General features: G+C 68.1%; 9 protein-coding genes. 2 read left to right on the plus strand and 7 right to left on the minus strand.

Annotated elements, in window-relative coordinates; all coding sequences use genetic code 11:
* The first annotated feature begins 62 nt into the window (after positions 1 to 62).
* Positions 63 to 2,990: a tetratricopeptide repeat protein gene (locus tag ACFVUS_RS02980; RefSeq protein WP_387761489.1), complete on the plus strand. Its 2,928-nt coding sequence runs from the start codon at positions 63 to 65 to the stop codon at positions 2,988 to 2,990.
* Between the two features lie 56 nt (positions 2,991 to 3,046).
* Here the strand turns inward: ACFVUS_RS02980 and ACFVUS_RS02985 are convergent, their stop codons facing one another.
* The 3 genes from ACFVUS_RS02985 to ACFVUS_RS02995 form a co-directional block, all read right to left on the minus strand.
* Positions 3,047 to 3,736 (minus strand): VWA domain-containing protein, encoded by a 690-nt coding sequence (locus ACFVUS_RS02985; protein WP_387761490.1) that lies wholly within the window; start codon positions 3,734 to 3,736, stop codon positions 3,047 to 3,049.
* A 175-nt stretch (positions 3,737 to 3,911) separates the two neighbouring features.
* Entirely contained in the window at positions 3,912 to 7,760 is a 3,849-nt protein-coding gene (locus tag ACFVUS_RS02990) for a hypothetical protein (RefSeq protein WP_387761491.1), read from the minus strand.
* A 93-nt stretch (positions 7,761 to 7,853) separates the two neighbouring features.
* Positions 7,854 to 8,540, minus strand: a complete 687-nt coding sequence (locus tag ACFVUS_RS02995) for a VWA domain-containing protein (protein WP_387761492.1) — start codon at positions 8,538 to 8,540, stop codon at positions 7,854 to 7,856.
* Between the two features lie 297 nt (positions 8,541 to 8,837).
* On the opposite strand from ACFVUS_RS02995, the gene ACFVUS_RS03000 reads away from it, so the two are divergent.
* Complete coding sequence (locus ACFVUS_RS03000) at positions 8,838 to 10,223, plus strand: metallophosphoesterase (RefSeq protein WP_387761493.1); 1,386 nt, start codon at positions 8,838 to 8,840, stop codon at positions 10,221 to 10,223.
* Between the two features lie 169 nt (positions 10,224 to 10,392).
* Here the strand turns inward: ACFVUS_RS03000 and ACFVUS_RS03005 are convergent, their stop codons facing one another.
* The 4 genes from ACFVUS_RS03005 to ACFVUS_RS03020 all read right to left on the minus strand — a co-directional run bounded on the left by ACFVUS_RS03005 (position 10,393) and on the right by ACFVUS_RS03020 (position 19,530).
* Positions 10,393 to 11,571: a hypothetical protein gene (locus ACFVUS_RS03005; protein WP_387761494.1), complete on the minus strand. Its 1,179-nt coding sequence runs from the start codon at positions 11,569 to 11,571 to the stop codon at positions 10,393 to 10,395.
* 368 nt (positions 11,572 to 11,939) lie between these two features.
* Entirely contained in the window at positions 11,940 to 16,337 is a 4,398-nt protein-coding gene (locus ACFVUS_RS03010) for a TIGR02680 family protein (protein WP_387761495.1), read from the minus strand.
* Entirely contained in the window at positions 16,337 to 17,920 is a 1,584-nt protein-coding gene (locus ACFVUS_RS03015; RefSeq protein WP_387761496.1) for a TIGR02678 family protein, read from the minus strand. The genes ACFVUS_RS03010 and ACFVUS_RS03015 overlap by 1 nt, the downstream gene beginning before the upstream one ends.
* Positions 17,920 to 19,530, minus strand: a complete 1,611-nt coding sequence (locus ACFVUS_RS03020; RefSeq protein ID WP_387765375.1) for a TIGR02677 family protein — start codon at positions 19,528 to 19,530, stop codon at positions 17,920 to 17,922. The genes ACFVUS_RS03015 and ACFVUS_RS03020 overlap by 1 nt, the downstream gene beginning before the upstream one ends.
* Positions 19,531 to 19,603 lie beyond the last annotated feature (73 nt).

Here is a 19,603-nt window from a genome sequence, read left to right on the forward strand (position 1 = left end):
CGTGATCCCCCACTTCATGATTCAGTGCTGTCCGAATCGCGAATTCGAGAGATCATCGGGGTGTGCCCGATACTGATTCATCGGCGGGGGATTCGCCGCGCTTGATCTTTGCCACTCGTCTGTCCGCACTGTTCACCGCGGCGGGAAATCCGACATTGGAGCGAGTCGCCACCGCGGCCGAGCGGCGCACCCGAGCCGCCAGGCGGCCCGGTCAGCGTTCGGCCGGCACCCTCAAACGAATCAGCGACTGGCGTGCCGGGCGCAATGTCCCCTCCCAGTTCGACACTTTTCTGCCGGTACTGCTCACATTGATCGACATGGTGCGCGCGAGCGGTTCGCCCGCCGACGGCCGACTTCTGGATGTGAAAGCTTGGCATCAGCTCTGGCACGATGCCCTGCGACAGGGTCATTCACGTGCGACGGTGGTCAACGCACTACGACGGGATATCGGCACCTTCGTCGGCAGGGAGGCCGAACTCGATCACATCCTGGAAATGGCGTCCCCCGGTCGAGTGGTCTCTATTCACAGCGTCGACGGGATGCCGGGCGTCGGCAAAACCGCTCTGGTGACGCGCGCCGCGCACCGGCTGGCCCATCGATTCCCGGATGGCCAATATTTCGTGGAGCTGAATGCGCATACTCCGGGACAACCCGCCGCCGAGCCGCTCGATGTACTCGGCACGCTACTGATCGATATCGGACTGGACCAACGCAGGCTGCCGGAAACCCTTATCGCGCGCCGCGATCTGTGGCGCGATCGCCTCGTGGGGAAGCGAGTGCTATTGGTCCTCGATGACGCTCGTGACCAGGCTCAGATCGAGTCTTTGCTTCCGGCGGCCGAAGGGTGCCTCACTCTGATCACCAGTCGTCGCCGCTTGGTCGCGCTCGACGGCGCGTTGCCGATGACGATGAAAACGCTCGATCCCGATGCGGCCGTTGAACTGTTCCGTGCTCTGGCAGGCCGCACCGCCGTAGAGGATTCCACCGAAGTCGCGGAAATCGTTTCCCTCTGTGGGTATCTTCCGCTCGCGATTGTGCTGCTTGCCGGCCGAGTGGCGCATCACCCGAACTGGACGTTGCGTGCCTTGGCCACCGAATTCGCCGCGACACGAGCCCGATTGGACGAATTGGAAGGCGAACAGCGTGCTGTCCGCGCGGCCTTCACTACCTCATACGATCGGCTACCGCCGCACAGGCAGCGGTTGTTTCGCCGTCTGGGCGTCCATCCCGGACCTGATTTCGACGCGTATGCCGTTGCGGCGCTGGACGACGTCACCGTCACCGAGGCACGTCGTCAATTGGAATCGCTGTATGTCGAACATCTTCTCGATGAGACAGCATTCGGTCGTTACCGCATGCACGACCTTGTCCGCGAGTATGCACGAAGCCTGGCCGATGCTGATCCGGCGGACCTCGGTGTTTGCCTCGACCGACTGCTCGACTACTACCGAGAGACAGCGCTCACTGCCGTGCTGCCGCGGAGACCGGGTGCCGCTGACGCTTCCCAGGATTCGCGGCGCCCGGACCTCGGATCGCATGGCGCGGCAACCGGATGGATACGCAGTGAGCGCGCGAACCTCTTCTCATGCTTGAGCCACACTGCTTCCGCTGGTCGAGTGGCGCTTGCCGTCGACTTCGCGAAAGCGCTTGTCGGAGAGTCATTTCTGCACGGAATGTGGGTGCTGGCGGTGGCTCTTCAGAAACGGGCGGCCGTCGCCGCGGATACCATTACACCGCAGACGGCGGAAACCTTTGCGCTCAAGGATCTCGGTTCGGCGGAGTACTTGGCCGTCGACTATGCAACTGTCGGCGAGAGACTTTCGCACGCACTGACCGGCGCTACCGGATTGGATTCGGCGCTTTCCGCCTCCGCTCTGCGGGTATTGGCGAAGGTGTATCTACTCGCTGGTGACTTCAGCTCTGCCGCAACATGTTTGGGCCGCGCGACAATCGTCTATCAGGAACTCGGTGACAGATTTCGGGAAGCAAAGGCACTCAGTACATTGGGTTGGGTCTGGCATCTCACCGGTGACTATCCCCGCGGTATCGAAGCGTTGGAGCAGGCGTTGACTCTGCTCCGTGACCTGGGCGATGGGGCAGGCGAGGCGCGCGCACTCTCCAGCCTCGCCTGGATCCGGCACTTGACCGACGACCGCGCGGTGGCGTTCGATCTTCTGGACACCGCCGCCGAAATCAATGACGCGCTGGGTCTTCGGGGTGAAGTTGCTCTCAACTACTCCATCGCCGCGTGGATTCGTCAGCTGAACGGTGACTACGTCGAATCGATGCGTTTGCTACGTGTGACTCTGGCTATCTATCGCGAAATCGGCAACCCCTCCGGCGAGGCGTTTGTGCTCACCAATCTGGCATTCGGCGACCATCTTCTAGGGCAGGATGCAATCGCACTGGACTCGGCCAGCCGGTCGCTTGCGATCTATCGCGATATGGGCATCGAGGCCGGCATGGCGTCCGCGCTCTGCGTTCTCGGTAGAGTCCACTGTCGTATGGGTGATTACGGAATCGCCGCTGATGTCACCGAGGAGGCAGTGAGGATTTTCGATCGGCTCGCGAACAACACCGGTCGCGCCGACTCGCGTGGAATACGAGGTTGGATACACCACCTCGAAGGCAATGACGAAAGTGCCAGAGAACTTCTACAAGAGGCGTTGTGTATTTTTCGAACCATCGGGCATCGGTCCGGTGAAGCCGAGACATATGTTCGTCTAGGCACGGTACTGGCCGAACAGGGTGAGATCGACCAGGCACTGGCAACCTATGTCAGTGCATCGCGTGTGGCGCGGTTGATAAGGAACTCGCTGGAAGAAGGCAGAGCTCTGGCGGGAATCGCACACTGTTACTTCAACACCGGCGATTCCGACGCGGCGATATCCTCCCTCAGTAGTGCCCACGCCATCTTTACTCGGTTGGGAGTTGCCGAAACAGCTTCCACGGCTGCTGATCTCGACCATTGGAAGGCCAATGCGAAGTAGGTGTACGGGTGGAGCCCCGATGCGGTCCACGTCGAACCTTGACGATTCCATCGACGTCAGGCTCGAGTGCGCACGGGTAGCGGAATAAGTCCGGCAGTGGTGGGCGCTGATAGAGCGCGGGCAGTGCCATCGAATGATTCCGAGGTGACTATGATGCTCTCGGATATGGCGGTGAAGATATCGCGTATAGCGACGGTGGCATCGGTGCTCTCCGCGGTGAAAGCGTAGCGGGTGGAGATTGCGCCGATTGCGGCTCGGTCGGCCGCTCCCAGACCGAAACTCACCAGATCGACAGCCTCCGCATCGGCTCGGCCGACGAGCTGTTCCCATGCGGGCCGCCAGTCCGTGTCGAAATCAGCGCCGTCGCTGAGAAAATAGACCACCGGCCGCAGGATTCGGGAGCTGCTGTGCTGTAAGCGAATTCCCTGCTCGATGGCTGTCCGCGTTTGCCGGAACGCGTCGCGAAAATTGGTCGCGCCACCGGCTTGAAGGAATGGGATGCGCGCCCGGTACAGATCGGTCAGCGGTAGCGCGATATGCGCGCTGGACTCGAACGCGATCAGAGAGAGGCGAGCCATTGCACGAGCTGAGGGGTCGGCTAGGAGGGTGCGCCGCAGGGTGGGCATCATCTGGTTCACCGCGTCGATCGGCGGGCCATACATCGAACCCGAGACATCGAGCACCAGGCATATCGGTAGCACCGGCGGTGGTTCGATGCTGGCGGAGTGAGCAGACTTGCGCACCATGAGATCTCAACTTTCCGGCCGTGCGAAACCGACAGTGCGGTAACGCGTCTCCAACACGGTCGACGTTAAGTTCGTGGCGACCTGGCCGAACGCCCCGGGTTCGCGTGAGCTCCGTCAAGTACAGGTCAGGGAGGGCTACCGGGAATTCCGGACCGGAATGTCGGCGCGCGAGCAGTCATTGGCGTGCGCAGAGGCGCGGAAGTGCCTGTCCGGGAAAGTGATCGGCGAGATCGGCGTTGATTCGTGAGCCGAGCAGGGCGCACAGGCGGGTGATGGCGTGGCGCGGGTCGAGATCCCAGACCCGTAGCGCGCCATTGTCGCCGCCGCCGAACAGGTAGTTCGACTTGGGGTGGAAGGCGACCTGCCAGGGGGTGGCGGTGGGCGGGGTGAGGGATTGGCCGTAGGGGACCGGGTGGGTGGGGTCGGCGAAGTTCCACAGGCGCACGGTGGAGTCGGTGCCGCCGGTGGCGAGGAGGCGGCCGTCGGCGCTGAGATCCAGTGCGGTGACCGTGATTTCGCTGGCGCGGAAGGGGTCGCCGAGGGGTTCGATGTGCGCGGGGTCGCTGATGTCCCAGCGGCGGATCAGGCCGGAATCGCCTGCGGCGATGGCGGTTCGGTGGTCGGGGCTGACGGCCAGGCCCAGGCCGCCGCCGGACCAGCCGGCCGAGAAGGAGCCCCGAGGCGGACCCAGTTTGCGGATGTCGGCATCCCAGACCATCAGCTTATCGGTCATCACCACGATCAATTCGCCGTCCCGGGTCATCGAGACCTGTACGCCGGTCTCGGCGACCTTCGGTGAAATCTGCACCTGGACAGGTAGTCCCAGTGGCACCGGATGCGCCGGATCGGCGTAGTTCCAGGCCTGAAAGCTCGGCGGTGTCGCGGATATGGTGAGCAGCAGCGGCCGGTCCACCGCGAATCCCAATCCGATCGCGTTGGAAAACCGGTATCCCGCGCGGGGTTTCGCGGGATCGGAGATATCGACGAGCGTCATCGCGCCGTCGATGACCAGACCGGCGAAGCGGCCGTCGGAGCTGATCGAGGGCAGCGTGGTCACCGCCAGGCCCGGCAGCCGGTAGTCGGGCGCGGGGATGGTTCCGGCCAATCGCACGGCCGCCGGATCGTGGGTGTCCCAGATATGCGCGTCCGCACCCGGGGCCACGGTCAGCATGCGGGAGCCGTCGGCGCTGAGTACCGGCCGCACCTGCCCGGACTGACCACCGAGCACGGCGGGCGGCACCAGCCACTGCTGCACCGCGCCGTCCTCGAAACCGATGGCCAGCACCCGTCCGTCCCGGCTGAAGCGCAGGCTCTGCGGTACCGCGGTGCAGCGATGCTCGGCGGGAACCCGGGGGCAGGCGGCCGCGTTCCCGGTGAGCAGCGGGCCGAATGCGGCCGGACGGGCCGGATCGGTGAGGTTCCACAGGCTCGTGCCGAACGCGGTCAGCGTGGCCAGCGTGCGGCCGTCCGGGCTGAACGCCATCCCGAGCAGGAAGTACGCCGATGACGCGGCGAACGACGGGGCAACCTGCGCTACGCGATCGGCCGCGTCCACGCGCACGAGGCGCACCTCGCTGTCGACCGCCGCCGCATTGCCGGGCCGATCGTCGGCGATGGCGACGAGATTGTCCGCGGGACTGGTCACCATCCGCAGGTCCGCGGATTGCGCCAGTACGGAGCTCTGCGGAATCGGTTGTGCCGCAGCGGTATTCCATGCCCGCAGGGTGCGTGTCTGGGCGGCGGCATTGGGCATCACGCGGTCGATGGTCAGCAGGGTGCGGTCGTCGCCGGTGAATCCGAGCGTGGTCAATTCGCCGTCGACGGGGAACCGGATCGGCTGCCGGACGGGCCGAGCGGGATCGGTGAGGTCGTACAGATCGGCCCCGTGCGCGTCCGCGACCGCGAGGGTGCGGCCGTCGTGTGCCAGTGCGACGGCGGTGACCGGGCCACCGGTATCGATCACGGCCGATACCCGCGGCCGCGCCGGATCGGCGATATCGCGAATGCGCACGGTGTGGTCCGCGGCACCGGAAATCAGCAGGGGCCCACGGGCGGACAGCGCGGTGACGGTCCCGGTGTGATCGGTGATCGCCGGTCCGGCCGGGGTGACCGCGCCCGGGCGCGAGGTATTCCAGAGCCGGATGGACCGATCGGCCGCGGTCGCGAGGAGGTCCCCGTCCCCGTACGCCAGCCCCGACACCGGATTGGTGTCGGCGGTGAACGCGGCCACCGCCGGCAGGCTCTGGGTGCCGATCAGGCGGGAGGCCACATCGAGATCGTCCGGGCGCAGTCCGGCGGCGAGGATGGCGAGTTCGGCGGAGAGGGTGGGGTCGCTGCTCTGCACCCGGCTCGCCTCGCTGAGCACGTTCGCGAAGAATCCGGCGTCCTTCTCGCGGTTGGCGATTCGGGTATTCGCATAGCCGGTCAGCGCGGCGACGAGCAGCACCACCAGCGTGCCCGCGAGTCCGGCCTGCAGCCAGATGCGCCGGCGCCGAGCCCGAATCGCCGCGGCGAGGAATTCGCCGGTCTGCCCGGCCGCCGTGCGGCCGTGTGCCCGCGCCCGGGTGAGCCGATCGCCCCGGTAGAGCAGCGCGTGCGTGCGTCCGGCCGAAACCCATTCCGCGGCATCGGCTTCGGCGCGCTGCCGGACGAGATGACCGTCCCGGTCGGCATCGAGCCAGCCCCGCAGTTCGGGCCAGGCGTCGATCACGATCTCATGGGTGAGCGCGGCGGTATCGGTGTCGAGGGTGATCAGCCGGGCACTGGCCAGCTGTTCGAGCGCATCGGCCGCGGCGTCGGGATCGTCGGTGTGGGTGAGCAATTCGGTGATCGGCAGGTGCCTGCGGGTATCGCGGGTGTCCTGCCCGACGGTGACCAGGCGCAGCAGGATGGATCTGGCGGCCTCCTGCCCGGCCGAATCCAGCCGGGTCCATGCCTCCTGCGCGGTTTGCGCGACCGAACCGGCGACACCGCCCGCGTCCCGATAACTCGCCAGGGTGAGCCGGTTACCGTCCCCGCGCTGCCAGGTGACGGCCATGACGTGCGATAGCAGCGGGAGGGCGCCGGAACCGTCGGTGTGGCCGCCGAGCCCGACCAGTTCGGCGCTGATCAATTCGACCAGGCCGCTCTCGATCTTGAGTCCGTGCGCGCGGGCCGGCCGGGTGATCGCCTCGGTGAGTTCGGTCGCCAGCATCGGGGCCAGCACGTACGCGCTACGGCCCAGCGCATCGGCGAGTGCGGGATGATCCAGGCAGCGGGCGAAGAAGTCGGCGCGCAGCCCGAGCACCACGGTCGCGCCGGATTCCGCGCGCCGGGTGAGGGTTTCGATGAACTCGAGCTGTTCGGCAGCGGTCGCGGACTGGGTGAACAGTTCCTCGAACTGGTCGATGATCAGCGCGCTGTGCTCCGCCGGCAGATCCGCCATATCGGGTGGGGCACTCGGGGTTCCGGTGCGAATCGTCCAGTCCGGCCCGAGCCCGGGAATGAGCCCGGCGGCGAGCAGCGAGGATTTGCCCGCGCCCGACGCGCCGACCAGGATGACGATTCCGCCGCCGGTGTCACCGGTTTTCCGCACCAGCGCGACGAGTTCGGCCGAGGGCCGATCCCGCCCGAAGAACAGTGCGGCGTTCTCGGTGCGATAGGACTCCAGGCCGCGATACGGGCAATCCGAGATCGGTGTCCACGCCACCGCGCTCACCCAGAGTTGCCGCCAGCGGGTCGAATCCAGCAGTGGCGCCGGGACCGGTTCGGACTTCTGCTTGGTCATCTCGATGAGCACGAACAGCACCGGCCGCACCGATTCGAAGACCGCGGGCAGATTGCGGCCCTTGCGCCAATCGCTGATGCGCTGCACGGTGAGCCGTTTGGCGCTCTCACCGCGGCTGGATCGCATGACGCGGTTCGCGGCGTCGGCGACGGTCTGCAGGGTCGGATTCCCCGCGTACCGCCAGAGACTGGTGAGCTGCTGTGCGAATACCTCGCGCGGCAGTTCGTTCCCGAGTGCCGGACCGGTGTCATCGGTCATGCGCGAACTGCCTCCCGTGGTGCTGTGCCGGAGGCGATCTCCTGCCTCGAGGAGTATGTACTGCGCGCCGCGGGGGCGCGTGGGGTGGTGGCGTCAGCCGATCGCGTCCACGGGCAGGGGTGTCAGTCCGGCTCCGGCGGGGACGATGAGCGACTGCGCGTCGCTGTCATCGGACGCGGCGGTCGATGTGATGCTCGCGGCGATTCCGTCCAGGATGTCCCCGGTGGCGGCCGCCGGATCGCGATCGCGGGCGAAGAACGCGTACCGGGTGGAGACCGCGCCGATGGCCTGCCGATCGGCCGCGCCCATACCGAAGCTCACCACCTCGGCCCCGTGCGGATCGGCCGGATCGGTCAGCCGCTCCCACGCGGGCAGCCAATCCTCACCGGTATCGCCGCCGTCGCTGAGGAAGTACACCACCGGGCGGCGGCCGCGGATCGCCGTGTCCCGCGCGCGAATACCGTCCGTGAGGGTGGCGTGCGCCCGCTCGAACGCCGCCCGGAAGTTGGTCGCGCCGCCCGCCTGCAGGAAGGGGATGCGCGCCCGCGGCACATCGGTCGGCGGCATCACGGTGTGCGCTTCGGAGGCGAAGGCGATCAGTGTCAGGCGTACGCGGGCGCAGGCCACGGGATCGGCGAGGATCGAGCGCCGCAAGCCGGGCAGCATGCGATTCATCGCGTCGATCGGCGGTCCGTACATCGAACCCGAGACGTCGATCAGCAGGCAGACCGGGAACACCGGCGGCTCGAATCGAACGGGATGAGTGGATGCGCCCCCCACGGGTCACCTTTCGGCCGGGCGAAACCGGCGGTGCGGCAACGCGTCTGGAACTGCGTCGACCATAGGTTCGCGGCCCGGCGAAAACGCGCCGCGAGCCCGGTTGTCGGCCTCGGTGCGCAGGTCAGGGGGCTTGGCGGGAATTCCGGACCGGAATGATCACCGGGTTTGCGGGCGCGGGCGGGCGGTGCGGGAGAAATGTCCTGCGCCCGAGGCTGGCCCGTCATGTGCGGTCATAGCTGCGTTCAATCGTTAACCGTACCGTCGGGTAATAGCAGTCGGCGGCGGACGGAGTTGGTCATGCTGGATCCGCGATTACGGACATTGTGGCTGGCCAATGCCGCCACGGGAGCCGCGGCGGTGGCGGTGCGGGCGCAGCGCCCGGTGTTCGCCGGGTACGGGGCTCGGGTGCAACACAATTCGCTGACGGTGTCGGATCTGGAGGTCGTCACCGTCACCGATACCTCGGTGATTCTGACCTGGACCTCGCGCAACCGGAATCGGGCGGGACGGTTACAGCCCGCGCCGGCCGATACCGAGGTGCGCCTCGGACCGGCGGACAGTCTGCGGGCGCTGCCGGTGCGGTTGCGTGAATCCCGGCGCACCGCTTTTCATTACGCGGAGATCACCGGGCTGGAGCCGGGGCGCGAGTACCGCTTCGAGGCGTATTCGGACAGCTGCCGGGCGCTGCCCGCGCGGACGCTGACCACCCGGCGTTCGGGCGCGCCCGAGTCCACCGGATCCTTCCGCACGCTCACCCCGCCGCCGGGACGCCTGTTGCGCACCATCGCGCTGGCGAACGATCTGCACCACGGCGAGGCGCGCAGCGGACTGCTGCCCGGCGGGCTGGTCGAGGGGTTCGGCGATGACCGCTATCCGGAGTTCATGCTGGAGTCGGTGCTCGAGGAGCTGCGCGAATCCGACCGGGGCGCGGACCATCTCATCGCGGCGGGTGATCTGACCGATCACGGCACCGAGGAGCAGTCCGTGGCCGTGCGCGCGCAATTGGACACCTGGGGTGAGCTGGGGCGCGACTATTTCGTGTGCCGGGGCAATCACGATATGCCGCCCAAGGACGAACCGGACCATTGGGGCAAGGTGTTCTATCCGTACCAGCAGCTAGGTGAATACGCTTTGGGCGGAATGCGTCTGGTGGGATTGGACACCACCCGGTTGCGCGGCGGCGGGGGCACCCTGGACTTCCCGCAACTGGCGCACCTGCGCGATCTGCTGCACGCCGAACCGGATCGGCCGACGCTCATATTCGGTCACCACCCGGTCACGACGCACGCGGCGGTAAGCAACCCCGGCGGACCGGGTTTCGTGCTCGACAGGGCCAATGCGGCCGCACTACACGCCCTCTACCATTCGGCGCCGGGGGTCTTCCTGCATCACAGCGGGCATACCCACCGAAACCGCGTCACCAGAGCCGATTCCGGCATTCCGGTCGAATTCCTGGAAGTGGCGGCGGTCAAGGAGTATCCGGGCGGGTACATGCTGCTGCGCATCTACGAGGGCGGCTATATGGCCAACTTCTACAAGACGCGCTCGGAACAGGCGCGGCGCTGGAGCACCCGGACCCGTAAGCAGTACCTCGGACTGCATCCCGATCACGCGCTCGGCAGTTTGGCCGCGCGCAATCACGTTGTGCTGCGCGACTTCTCGGGGCTCACCGGGGTGAGCTGACGTCGCGGCAGGGGAGGCTGTGCGGCCGCGAATCGACGTGCCGATCGCGCCCGGGTGCTTCGGTCGGCTGCGCTGACGTCCGAATCACCCGGCGCGGCTTGATCACCCGTGAAACCGCCGATACCGCCCGTAGCGCTGGCTACGGGCGGTGGCGGGTGCCGTACGGGAATCAGTCGACGTCGGTTCCCCCATTGCGGGCGCGGGCCGCGGCGCGTGCGCGACGGCGGGCGGCCTGGAGTTCGGCGAGTTCCTGTTCCAGGGTTTCCGCGATCCGGAACTGACCGGTGTCGTACACGTTCAGCGGCGGACCGCCGTCGGTCATATCCGAATGCGCTTCGGCCTCGGCGGTTTTCGCCGACTTGGTGGCCGAGGTGCGCTCTTCCTTGCGCGGCGCGGGCTTGGGCTGCGGCTTGACCGGCACCGGATCCGGGGTGCTCTCCACCACCTGCGCGGCCTCGGCCTCGGGGGCGGCGGTCAGCGCCGGGGTGGGCGCGGCCATGGTCGGGGCGGCGCTCGGCCCGGTGGGGCGGCTCGGCCAGGTCACCATGCTCGGCAGGGTGCGGCGAATCGTCTCGGCCGGATCGGGCAGATCCCGGATCTGATCGGTGGCGCGGACGATGGCCAGACCGTACCGGGCGCTGGCGGCGTTGTGGATGAGCAGCGCTACGCCGATCATCACCGGCGCGATGGCGTGCACCGAGACGTCATACCAGCTACCGGTTTTCAGGTACGGGTACGTGTTCAGCGTGACCGTCAGGCCCAGCAGCGCCATCTCGGCCGCGACGACCTGCTTGGTGCTGTCGATGACACCCCACTCGGCGACCTTGTTGGTGCCGATCATGATGATCACGAGACAGACGCTGATCATGCCTTCGAGCAGGTAGCTGAACCAGAACAGCGGATCGGACGCGCCACCGGGAGCGATGTTGTGCTGCACGTTGACCGCGGACCACAGCATGCCCGCCGCGACCACGCCCGCCAGCGCGCGCAGGCTCCAGGCGCGATGCTTGTACAGCGAGGCCAGCTTGGCGTGCGGGCTGGATTCGCGCCGCTGCGCGGCAATCGCCTTGCGGGCCATCAGCAAGTCCCGAATGTCGGCCTTCTCGATTTCTTCGGTGGTCTGCCGGGCGCGGTCAGCCGTGGCGGCCGCGGCCTCGACTTGCTTCAGGCGCTGGGCGCGATCTTCATCGCGGATACGCTCGGCTAGCTCGCGCTCGGCGGAGAGTTCGTTCTCCGAGAGCGCCTCGGTGAGGGCGGGGTCGAACTGATAGGCCAGACGTCCGCGGGCCTTCTCGACCCGCCGTGCGAGGACGGAGACTTCGTCCTCGAGCGGATGTTCGATCGTCATCGGGTCCCCCGTCCCGGGAGTATCGATGGCTGACAGGTGAACTCGATAGGGATCGGCACGGAAAACATTTCTAGTCGATACACCGCCATTGGCGAAACTGTTGATTTGCCGATACACCAATCCTTACGGCGTGGCGCGCCGCGACACGCGTAATCCGGTGGTGCACGGGTTGTTTACCAGGGCCGTTTCGGACCGCTCGCCGAGGGCCGGTTCCGTAGCCGTGTCCAGGGCACTGGACACCCCCCGAACAGGATTCGAGTGACGATCATCGCAAGCGGGCGAAACCGGTTATGCGGTGCGAACTTCGCGTATGCCCCGGGCGCGGATCAGGATTCGCGCACGGGGCAGGATTCGCGTGGGGCGCTGCCTCAGAGCAGCGCCATCGCGCCCTCCACACCGTGCGGCAGCCGCCGACGGTTGGGGGAGCCGAGCGCGGTGGTGAGATCGGTGCCGTCGTGCTCGGCCAGCAGATCGGCGCTGTCCCACACCAGCAGCGTTGCGCTGACGGTGTTCTCGGCCGCGGAGTGCGCGAGATCGTAATGCGAGCACCCCGGGACATGCGCGTAGGTGATCCACAGGTCGTACCCGGTCATGAACAGGTCGAGATCGAATTGCACGGACAGGCCCAGCAGTTCGCTCTTACCATTGTCGTCGACACCGGCGAACGCCTCGTCCAGCGCCAGCAGGCGCGGGGCCTGGGGGTCCGCCGAATCCAGCATGACGTGCGCGGCCGCGAACAGCGGCAGGTGCAGCGATACCGACTGCTCACCGCCGGACAGCGCGCTGTGCCGGGCCACGGTGAGCCGATCCTCGGTGCCATCGGAGGTGATGATGGTGAACGAGAACGACCGCCAGGTGCGGTAATCCAGGGTGGCGGCCAGAATCTCCGGGAACGAACGCTCCGGATGGCTCGCGCGCGCGGCCCGGATCTCGGCCGCGAAATGCGCACGGATGGTGGCGAGATCGTCCGGGACCAGTTCGGCGGAATCGCGATCGAGCAGCTTGCACACCGCCCGCGCGGGCTCGGACAGATTGTCGGCCAGCACCCAGTGCACACCGATGGTGTTGCCCGAGGACATGCGGCGCTGCTTCATCTCCATGCCCATGCGGGTGATGAGATCGCGTGCGTCACTGGTGCGTTCGTGAATCTGCTGGGCCAGACCGGTGAGCAGCGCGTCCTCCAGGATGCGGCGCTCGGAATCGGTGAGCAGCAATTCCTGGTCCCGGCGCGCACCGCCGATGCGCTCGGCGAAATCGGCCAGTGACGACAGGCCGTGATCGTCGTGCACCTGCACCACGGTCAGACCGTCGGCCGCGTCCCAGTGCAGGCGGTAATCCTGGCGCGCCGCGGTGAGCGCGGCATCGAACTCCTGTAGCGCGGTGGTGACGGCGCTGCGCGTGGATTTGCGGGTGGCCTCCCCGGCGCGCACCGAAGCCGTTGCGGTGGCGAGGTTCTCGAACAGTTCGGCGACCTCGTCCGGGAGCACCTTGGGCTCCTGCGCCGGATCGCCGTTCTCGATGCGGTACAGCAGCTGTTCGGGAGTGGACCAGGCCGCATCGCTGCTGGGCCAGCGGCTTTCGATCGGCGCGCCCAGCAGGCTCAGCAGATCCGGGCGGGCGTACGGGGCCAGATGCCGGACATCGGCCAGCAATTCGGTGAGCGCGGTGCCGAGGGTGTTGTGCGCGGCCCGATGCGCGCCCTCGGCGGTGCCGACGGCCTCGATCGCCTCGTGCGCGGCCTTGCGGGCCGACTTCTGTTCCGCCCGTGCGGCATCGATGCGCTCGCGGGCGGCCTCGAGTTCGCGATCGATATCGGCCGCGCCCGCGCCGAGGGCCTCGCGCAGGGTCTCCAGTTTGCGCAGCTGCTCCTCGTATCCGCCGCGCGCCGCCTCGGCCTCCTCGGCGAACGCCTCCGCCAGATCGGTGGCCTCGTCGAGGCGATCCCCGGCCTCGCGGGAGCGTTCGTTCTCGCGCTGGGAGTCCCCGCGCAATCGCAGCAGCGCGGTGCCCGCGTTCTCGAAATGCCGCACCGCCGCGGCCAGCGCGTCCAACTCCGCCGGATCGCGAGGTGCCCTGTGCTCGGCCGCGATAGCCCGGACCTTCTTATCGGCAGCGCCGTACTCACCGACCGCCTGATCCAGATCCCGCTCCGCCTGCGCCGCCGCCTCGGAGCGCGACCGCAACATCCCCGCCGCCTCCGAAACCGCCCGCAGCGCACCGGTTACCGCTGTGGTGCGCGGCAAAGCCTTGGCAGCGGCCGACACCCGCCCGAGTTCGGCGGTAGCGGCCTGCTCCTGCTCCAGCGCCTCCTGCGCGGCGACCTCGGCGGCCTCGATGGCCGCGCTCAACTCCGCCAGCCGCAGCTCGCGTCGCCGAGCCCGTGCGGTGGTCCCGATGAACTCCGCATCCGCCTTGAAATGCCGCCCGACCTGCACGCCCTGCCGATAACAGCCATCGGTCGCGATGGCGAGCGACTCCGCCGATCCCGCAACCGAATTGGCGGTGGGGAGTGCGGCGGTTTTCGAGCCCGCGGCCTTGCCCGTGGTCGGCGATTCGTGCAGGGCGATGGAGGCCAGCACATCGGCGACCGTCTGGCGCGGCACGGTGAGGGTGTCGGAATCGTCTTCCACCACAAGCACATCGGCGAGAGTGCGACCGGCGGGACGCTGGGCCTTCGGCAGCGGCACCAGGAATTGGTCGGAGGCGTGGTCCGGCAGGGTGGCATCCGCGCACACCCAGCCGTCCAGCAGATTCGCGGCCTGGAGCGCCGCTTCGATTCCGGCGGCGGCCTCCGGAGTCACCCGATCGGCGAACCGCACGAGTCGCCACAGCGGCGCACCCGCGTGCTCGCCGCGCACATCGGCGCGCGCCGCGAATGCCTTCGGCGCGTCATCCCGCTCGGCCGCGACCTGCTCACGCTCGCCGCGCAATTCGACCGCCCGCGCCTTGGCCTGCGCGGCCCGCGCCTTGGCCTCCTGGCGGCGTCCCCGAATCTCCTCGGTCAGCGGTTCGGTGCGCTCAGCCAGCACTTCGGCGGGGGTGGCCGGAACCGCGCTCTCCTGGTCGGTGGCATCCGCATTCGGCTCGGTGTGGCCGTCGACGGCGGCGGGCGATTCTTCGGTGTCCGCGCCGCCCTTGCGTTTGCGGCCCTTGCCCGCGGGGCCGAGCATGCCCGCTGCGGCGTTGTGGCGCTGCGGGGCGGGGTTTTCGGTGCCCGCGGCGGCGAGGGCGTCGTTGAGGGCTTCGAAGAGGCCCTCGCGGATGGGGGTGTAGACCTCGCGGTGTTCGTCCCACCAATCGCGCAGGGAGACGGCGGTATTGGAGCGGGCCAGGGTTACCGAGGCCTCGGCCTGAGCGAGTTCGGCGGCGGCGGCCTCGCGGAGTTCGGTGGCGCGCTGGGTGGCGCGTTCGGCGCGGGTGCGTTCGGTGACGGCGGCGTCGACCAGGGTGAGGGCGCGGCGGACGGCGCGGACGTCGGCGTCGCGCTCCTCGGCGTGACTGCGGACGGTGGTGGTGAGGTGGTCGGCGCGGGCCTGCTCGGGGAGCGAGGTCCACGGGATACCGGCTTCCTCGGCGGCGGAACGCAATTCGTCCTCGCCTCGGGCCAGCGCCGAGGAGGCGTGCTGGACGGCGGCGGTGGCGCGCTCGGATTCCTGGGCGCGCTGATCGACCGTCTGGCGGGCCTTGAGCGCCTTGTCGCGGTGCACGCCCGAGGAGGTTTCCAGGCGGCGCACGGCGTCGGCGAGATCGTCGAGCTGCTGCTTACCCTCGTAAGCGCTGGAACGCTGCAGGGTTTCGCGATCGGAGAGCGCCTGCTCGTAGGCGCGATCGGAATCCTCGGCGCGGGTCTCGGCGGCGGCGCGATCGGTATCGCGGCGCTGGCGCAGCGCGGCGGCCGCGTGCAGGGCGGTGCTGGCGTGCGTCACCGCGTCCAGCCGGACCCGCACCTGGTCGATATCGGTCTTCGCCTGCACCGCAAGGTATTTGCGGTAGACACCGACGAACGCCTTGGTCGCGGAATCGGCCTGGATCAGGCCTTCCAGGGTGCGCCCGACCTCCTCCATATCGCTGAACGAGCGTGCCGCGTCCAGGATCAGCTGCTCATCGAGCGGCCGCAGACCGTCGGTGAGCGCCTGCGACAGCCCGCGCGGATCCAGATTCTTGGCCAGCTGCGGACGGCGCAGCGTCAGAATCAGATTGATGAGCTGGTCGTACCGCTGCTGCCCGAGCCCGAACATGCGCGCGTCGATGGCGGCGCGATATTCCACCGGCCGATCCACGATGGCGTCGCCGCCGATCTGCTCGGCCAACTGCTTGCGGGTGAGCGGGCGATCATCGGGACCGAGCAGCGAGAAGTCCACGCCCACCCGGCCGTCGGCGACGAAATACCAGCGCGTCACCTTGTCCGAGGAGCGCGTGGCGCGCATGCCGATGCCGACGGTCACCGTCTCCGGATCGGACCAGGAACCGCGCGCGAACTCCATCCACACGTACGAATACGCCGACTCCTGCTTGCGGTACAGCAGATTCGACTTCATGGTGCGCTCTTCACCCGCGAACGGATTCAACCGCCGCGGTTCGATCCGGCCGTCGAGCACGAACGGGAACAGCACCTCCAGCGCCTTGGTCTTACCCGACCCGTTCGGCCCGCGCAGCACCAATCGCCCATCGGCGAAACAGAACTCCTGATCCCGGTAATCCCACAGGTTGACGATGCCCGCGCGACTGGGGACGAAGCGGACTCCACCGTGAATGAGGTCGCCCATCAGCTCCCGAATCCCTTCTCTGTAGCGACAAGCTCGGAATTGTCCGCGGCGGTCTCCGCCGGATCGGGTGCGATCGCGGACTGCGGGTCGACCCGCTCGGCACCCTCCGCCGCGACCGCGTCGTCCATGACGGCCGGGGCGGGATCCGGTACCGGTGCACCGGGTTCCGGGTGCGCGCCGATATCGGCCGGTGAGATGAACAATTCGGTTTCCGCGCGGGTGCGGATGGTGACGATGGCCCCGCGATAGCGGGCCAGGGCGGGCAGGATGAGCAGACCGGAACCGAGATCGTCCGGTGCGGGGGAGCCCGGCGCGGTGGTGTCGACCCGTTCGATCAGGCGCAGTCGCTCCAGCAGTCCGACCACCTCGACGGTGAGTCCAGGGACGTCGGCCTGCCATTGGGCGGCGAAGGTCGCGCCGTAGCGGCCGGTGAGCATGCGCACGGTATCGCGAATCCAGGCCGATTCGATGAACGGATAGTCCGGGATCTCGGGGTCGGCGTCCTCGTCGTCCGAATCCTGTTCGGCGGCAAAGATATCCACGGTATCGGCGAGCGGCGCGAATACCGTGGTCACCGGGATGGCGGTATCCAACTGGTCCGCCAGGTCGGCGCGCGGGCGTTCGGGTCGGGGGATGCGCGCGATCGGATTGTCGAGATCCAGTACGAGATCGGCGATCTCACCGGCCAGCAGCAACGCGACCTGCGCGAGCGTGCCCGTACCGGGGAACCGCACATCGGACAGCCGCCCCGAACTGTCGATCAGCGCAACACCTTCCGCGCGCCGCTCGGCCTTGAGCCCGGTGACCTGCTCGACCTCCTGCACGAGTTTCTCCTGCGCGAGCAGCGATCGATGCGGTTCTGCCAGATCATCGGCATAGACGACCGGTTGCTCCACTAGTGCCCGCCGCACCGCCCGCGACGCCAATGCCATTGCGGGGGAGCGGGTATCACCGCCGCCCGCCTCCTCGCCCAGCAGCCCGGTCACACTCTGCAGATGCTGGAGGGCGCGCGGCGGCCGGAACAGCGCGAACACCACGGACCGGTCGATATCGTAAAGCGCTTCGCCCGCTTCGGGATCGCTCGCCCAGCCCCCGGCGTCACCGTCGGCGAGGGTGACCGCGCCGCGCGCCGCCAGCCAGCCGACGGCATCGACGAAGGCGTCACGATCGCCGGCCCGGTCGGCCGCCAGATCGAGCCCGTCCACCCGCTCGGTGTACGAGGCCACCTGATCCGCCAACTCCGACAGCGTGATCTGATCACCGGCGCGACCGAGCGCCGCCAGCGCCAGCGCCAGATACGCGTAGCGCCGCCGATCGAAGAGTCGATCCGCCGCCGTCCGCGCGGGGCGTCCGGCATCGAGGGTATCCAGCACCGGGAACAGCCGAGCCGTGGTTTCGGTGACCTCCAGCCGATACCCGAACAGCTCCGCGAGATCCTCGCGCAATTCCGTCGCCCACCGCCGAATCAACGGCAGCGCAATCCGATCCGGATAACTCCGGGTGATCAGATGGTTCGCCAGCACCACCCGGGCGGCCCGCTGATAGTTGTCCAGCGCCAGCGAATCGATAGTCCGCGCGTGCATCAGCCCATCCCCTCCCCAGAACCGTCCATATCCTGCGAATCCGCCGAGCTGGCACTCCCGCCGCCGGTTGCGGTGTGGGCACCGGGCGCTGATCCGCCGCCGGTCGATGTGCGGTTGGCGGTGTGCGCGGCCACGGCTTTGCTCTTGCGCGTGGACGCCGTCTCACGCACCTGGAGTTTGCGGTTGTTCAGGTGCAGGAGCCCACGCGAGGTGCGCACGACCGTGGAACCCTCGTGCTCGGAGACCGTCAGGGTGACGCCGCTATCGGATCCCGTTGTGCCCGAGACGCGTCCGCTGACCGGCACCCACGCGGTCGAGGCGGCGTCGATGAGGCGCAGCAGTACCTCGGTCTCACGTTCGTCGAGTTCGCGGTCGTGGACGTCGGCGGCGGCCAGGGAGCGCGCGGCCTGGGAGCGGGCGCGCTGGGCGTCGAGTTGCGCCTCGCGCAGGCGGCGGATGCCCGCGTCATTGCGTTGCAGGCGCGCCGGAGCGCCGGGGGTGGGTGGGCGGCCCGTCTCGGCGAGAGTGCGGGCGATCTCCAAAGGCGGTGCGTCCCACCAGGATCGGATCGCGGGAATGACATCGGCGTCGGGATGGTGCATGGCCAGATGCCGGGGCCGTCCCAGTCCGAAGACGGCATCGAACAGCGCGTGCGCGGCATCGGCGCTGGGCGCGGCGGTGAACCAGCCCGCGAGATGCCGCAGCGCCGATTCCCGGCTGACCCCGCCCTTGCGCGTCTCGGTGACCCGCCGCAGCAGCGACAGCACCGCCGCGATGGCGCTCATGGTCGCCTCGCGCAGTCGCTCGCATTCGGTGAGCCCGCCCTCGGTGCCGTCACCGATGAACCATGCCCGCAGGCCCTGCCAGCGTGCCCGCCAATCCGCTTCGCGCTCAGCGGTATTGAGCAGCACCCGCTCGTCGCAGCGTGCGGCCCGCTCGATGAGCTCCTCGGCCCCGGTCTCCTCCACCTCGCGAATGGCGGCGGCCAGCCGGGGCGCGAACCGCGCCAGATCCATCGAGAACTCGCGCATATGCGCAAGCAGCGCGTCCTTGTGCGCCAGGAACGCCTCGGGGGTGGCCTCGGTGGTGCGCACCAAATCGCCGAGCGTCAGATAGAAATGCGCCGCGCGATCCGCCAGATCCGACAGCGCCCGATCGAGCCGATTCAGCACCCGGTACACCCGGGGCGCGTCCCCGCTCCTGTTCGCCTCGGCCAGCGTGTGCAGATCGGCCAGCAACTCGGGCAGCACCAGCCGTGACAGCGAAGCCTCATCGAGCCGCGCTTCGAGCACCTCCGACACTGCCCGATATGCCTGAAACCCGGCCTGCGAGAACTGGTACACGAAATGCCGATTCCGGTACTCGGCCAGCGTCGCCGCCCGCGTCCCGTCATAGCTGCGCTCCAGCACCCCCCACTGATGCAACTGCTCCAGCAGCGGCCCCACCTCGGTCGGCGTCAACCGCGGCCCCCCGGGGCAACGATTGAGCGTCTCCACAACATCCGAGGCGTGCAACAGCACCACATAAGCCCCGCGAGCCATATCGAAAGCCCGCAAAACCCACAGGTAGTCCCCCCGCTTCTCGGCCGTGGCGAAGGAGAACAGCCGCAGCCGCTCGGCATGCGGAAACTCCTCGACCCCGGTCCCTCCTGGGTCCGGCAGCAATCCGTCAGCGGACTCGGTC

Origin of the sequence: Nocardia sp. NPDC058058 (assembly GCF_042885355.1) — a bacterium.
Lineage (GTDB): Bacteria > Actinomycetota > Actinomycetes > Mycobacteriales > Mycobacteriaceae > Nocardia.